7 protein-coding genes are annotated in these 3,604 nt (G+C 61.8%); 2 read left to right on the top strand and 5 right to left on the bottom strand.

Features of this window, described 5'->3' with window-relative positions:
* Together EN984_RS26700 and EN984_RS26695 are read right to left on the bottom strand one after the other, a co-directional pair.
* Positions 1-734: MFS transporter (locus EN984_RS26700; RefSeq protein WP_127384071.1), on the bottom strand; the 734-nt coding region annotated here is incomplete at its 3' end.
* A gap of 126 nt (positions 735-860) precedes the next feature.
* Positions 861-1,319 (bottom strand): Lrp/AsnC family transcriptional regulator, encoded by a 459-nt coding sequence (locus EN984_RS26695; protein ID WP_127268102.1) that lies wholly within the window; start codon positions 1,317-1,319, stop codon positions 861-863.
* 170 nt (positions 1,320-1,489) lie between these two features.
* Here EN984_RS26695 and EN984_RS26690 point away from each other — a divergent pair, with 170 nt between their 5' ends.
* The gene (locus EN984_RS26690) at positions 1,490-2,224 is read left to right on the top strand and encodes an AzlC family ABC transporter permease (protein WP_127268103.1); all 735 of its coding nucleotides are present in this window, start codon (positions 1,490-1,492) and stop codon (positions 2,222-2,224) included.
* Complete coding sequence (locus tag EN984_RS26685; RefSeq protein WP_127268104.1) at positions 2,221-2,520, top strand: AzlD family protein; 300 nt, start codon at positions 2,221-2,223, stop codon at positions 2,518-2,520. The genes EN984_RS26690 and EN984_RS26685 overlap by 4 nt, the downstream gene beginning before the upstream one ends.
* Positions 2,521-2,540: 20 nt before the next feature.
* Here EN984_RS26685 and EN984_RS26680 read toward each other — a convergent pair whose 3' ends face one another.
* The 3 genes from EN984_RS26680 to EN984_RS26670 all read right to left on the bottom strand — a co-directional run.
* Positions 2,541-2,834 (bottom strand): type II toxin-antitoxin system RelE/ParE family toxin, encoded by a 294-nt coding sequence (locus EN984_RS26680; protein WP_127268105.1) that lies wholly within the window; start codon positions 2,832-2,834, stop codon positions 2,541-2,543.
* Positions 2,835-2,837: 3 nt separating this feature from the next.
* Entirely contained in the window at positions 2,838-3,077 is a 240-nt protein-coding gene (locus EN984_RS26675) for a CopG family ribbon-helix-helix protein (RefSeq protein ID WP_127256140.1), read from the bottom strand.
* A gap of 170 nt (positions 3,078-3,247) precedes the next feature.
* A partial coding sequence (locus tag EN984_RS26670) for an NAD(P)H-dependent oxidoreductase (protein WP_206517483.1) occupies positions 3,248-3,604 on the bottom strand: 357 nt, incomplete at its 5' end.

Genomic DNA, 3,604 nt, shown 5'->3' with positions numbered 1-3,604 from the left:
CCGCACAGCATGGCATAGCTGACCATATGGAAGATCGGTCCGGAATGCGCCGCGCAGCAGGCAAAGAAGGTCAGCCCGAGCACGATGAATTGCGGCGAGCGCAGCGCCTGGCTGACTGTCAGGCCGGCACCTTCGGCAACCGGCGCGGAGCCGGTGTCGACCAAGAGGGGCTTCGGCGGCTGGCGCACCAGCAGCACCACCGGCAACAGCAGCACCCAGGCGGTAATGCCGATGTCGAACATGGCGGTGCGCCAGTCATAGGCGGAGATCAACCAGCGGGCGAAGGGCGAGATCGTCATCGGCGCCACGCCCATGCCGGCCGAGACCAGTGAGACGGCAAGGCTGCGGTTGGTGTCGAACCAGCCTGTGGTCAGCGCGATCATCGGCGCAAAAAAGGCGCTTGCCGCGAGACCGACCAGGACGCCATAGGTGATCTGGAAGCTCAGCAGCGAACCGGCGCGGCTGGCCAGCACCAGCGCCAACCCGAGCAGCACCGCGCCGATCATCACGACGATGCGGGCGCCAAAACGGTCCGATATCGCGCCCCAGGCGAAGCCACCAAGGCCCATCACCAGGAAGTTGAGCGTCATGGCGCTGGAAATGCCGGCGCGCGACCAGTTGGTGTCGATCGCCATCGGCTCCAGGAATATCGCCAGCGAAAACATCGTCCCGATGGCGACACAGGACATCAGCGCGCCAGCGGCGACGATGACCCAACGATAGGAAAGGCTCATTCAAATCTCCCATGCCTAAAGGCAGCGCTGCGCGCTGCTTGCACCCGAAGGACGCCGGCACCGGGTTCGATCCTACAATCCGGTTGCATTTTTTATCCAGTTTGACGTGACGCCGTTTTCGGCAGCTCAGATCGGCAGTTCCGACGTGTATTTGATCGTCTGGCTGGGGACGTCGGTCTTGACGTTCTGCACGCCCTTGATGCGGCTCAGATGCTCCGACTGGAAGCGGCGGTAATCGTCGATGCCGGCTGCCACCACGCGCACCATGGCGTCGCAATCGCCGAGCATCAAATAGCACTCCATCACCTGCGGCAGCTTGGCGACTTCGGTGGCGAAATGCTCGATCGTGTCCTCATCCTGCGTTTTCAGCCAGATGCGGGTGAAGAAGGTGAGGCCCTTGCCGATGCTGCCGGGGTTCAGCACTGCGACGTAGCGATCGATGATGCCGGCTTCCTCCAGCAGCTTCACGCGCCGCAGGCAAGGAGAGGGCGACAGGCCGACCTCTTTGGCCAGATCGTTGTTGGCCATGCGGCCGTCGCGCTGCAGCGCCCGCAGGATCCGCTTGTCGATCTCATCCAGCTTCATGGCTCTAGATTCCATCTATTTTGAAATTAATGGCACTCAATGCCGAACCTAGTTGAAGTACAACAATATTCGCAACCATATTGCGGAGAATTGTGGGTATGTTTGCCGCCAGTGTCATGAGAGTTCAAACGCAGGGCAGCGGCGGCCGCGAGGCGCGCCAGTGGAGACACATGAGCATTTCACAGGCAGTCGAGGCGGCGGGCAATGGTTCGGGATCCGAATTCCGCCGAGGCGTGGCGTCCTGCGCGCCGGTGCTGTTCGGCACCATCCCCTATGCGCTGGTGCTTGGCGCCCAGGCCACGCAAAAAGGGCTGAGCACGGTCGAACTGTCCGCGATGACAGGGCTGAATTTCGCCGGCGGTTCGGAATTCGCGGCGATCCAATTGTGGACGTCGCCGCCGCACATCGTGCTCATCGTCGCCATCACCTTCCTGGTCAACAGCCGTCATTTGCTGATGGGTGCGGCACTGGCGCCGTTCCTGCGCCACCTGCCGCGGCGCAAGGTGTTTCCGGCGCTTTTCTTTATGTGCGACGAGAGCTGGGCGCTGGGTCTGGCCGATGCCAGACAGCGCACTGCTGCCGGCATCATGCCGGCCTTCAGCCCGCGCTACTATATGGGCGCGGCGCTGGCGATGTATCTCACCTGGGTGGTCTTCACCACGCTGGGTGCCTTGCTCGGTCCGATGCTCGGCGACGTCGGGGCCTATGGTTTCGACATGGCGTTCCCGGCTGTCTTCCTGGTGCTGATGCGCGGCATGTGGACGGGGATGGCGGCGGCGCGACCCTGGCTGGTCAGCCTGGTCGTGGCGGCACTGGTCTATCTCTTCGTTCCCGGCGCCTGGTATGTCGCCGCGGGCGCCATGTCGGGTCTGGTCGCGGCCTGGCTGATGGCGAGTGATGCATGATCGATGCAACGACCTTTTTCACCATCGTGCTGATGGCCGGCGTCACTTATCTCACGCGCATCGGCGGCTATGTCGTGCTGCGCAACCGCACACTCAGCGCCCGTGCCACGGCTGTGATGGAAGCTGCGCCCGGTTGCGTGCTGATCTCTGTCATCGCACCGGCCTTCGTGTCGAAGTCCCCGGCGGATATTCTGGCGCTGGCTGTTACGCTGGTGGCCGCCACGCGGCTTTCCATGCTGCCGACTGTGCTGATCGGAGTCGCTTCGGCGGGGTTGCTCAGGCATTTCATCGGCTAGAAAGGCAGCGGCCAGTTGGCTCAGAGGCTCTTTGGCCACTGTTGGGCGGCATGTATGACGGTAAGTATTTCGACGGCATCTTCGCTTACGCGATAGGGGACGATATATGGGATATCGGCCAAAACGAGTTCTCGCGTCGCCTTGATGCGTCCAACGCGACCCATAGCCGGCTGTTCGGTAAGCAACTCCGCTGCGGACAAGATGCGCCCAATGACACGGGCGGCAGCTTCGGGACTGTCTTTCTCGATATGCGCGCCGATTTCGCCAAGCCGACGCAAAGCCCGCTTGGTCCAACGGATTGTCTTGCGGCTCATGGATCAGCCGGCGGGCTTGACGTATTTCCCGATCACGGCGGCCAACTCTTGTTCGCTGGCGAACTCACCGCGCTCGGCCTCGGCCAATCCGGCCTCTATCTCAGCGAGTTGCCACTCTTGACGAGCTACAAAGTCTTCGATGGCCTTGGCGGCCACATAAGAGCGCGAGCGATCGAGCTTTTCGGCAAGTTGGTCGAGCCTGTTTGTCGTGTCGTCGGGGAGGCGTACGGTGAAAGCCGTCATGGTTTCGATCCACTTGGTTCATTGTGATTGTGAGTGAACCAAGGTGGATCGTCAAGTCACACCCAAAGGACTCTGGTCGCTTCGCGCTGTTTACTGTCAGGAAAACAAGCGGGGAGCGCATTGAAAAAGGGCGGGCGCCAAGCGCCTGCCCTCCAATTTAAGTCTTTTCCCTATGCGGCAGCCGCGACACCCTGGCTGGCTGCCACCACGGCATCGACCTTGGCGGTCGCCTTGGCGAGCGCTGCGGTCACCGCGTCAGGACCCATGCCGACGCCTTCGATACGGATGACATCGACATCGGTCATGCCGAGGAAGCCGAGCACGCCGCGCAGGTAGGGAATGGCGTGATCGAACTGCACGGCCGCACCTTCGGAATAGATGCCGCCCGAAGCCAGCACGATATAGACCTTCTTGCCGGTGACGAGACCCTTGGGGCCGTTCTCGCCATAGGAAAAGCTCTTGCCGGAACGAGAGATATGATCGACCCAGGACTTCAGCGTCGAGGAGATGTTGAAGTTGATGAAGCC

The sequence above is a fragment of the Mesorhizobium sp. M7A.F.Ca.CA.004.12.1.1 genome, from assembly GCF_003997835.1.
In the GTDB taxonomy this organism is placed as follows: domain Bacteria; phylum Pseudomonadota; class Alphaproteobacteria; order Rhizobiales; family Rhizobiaceae; genus Mesorhizobium.
This window is presented reverse-complemented; position numbering and strand designations above follow the sequence as displayed.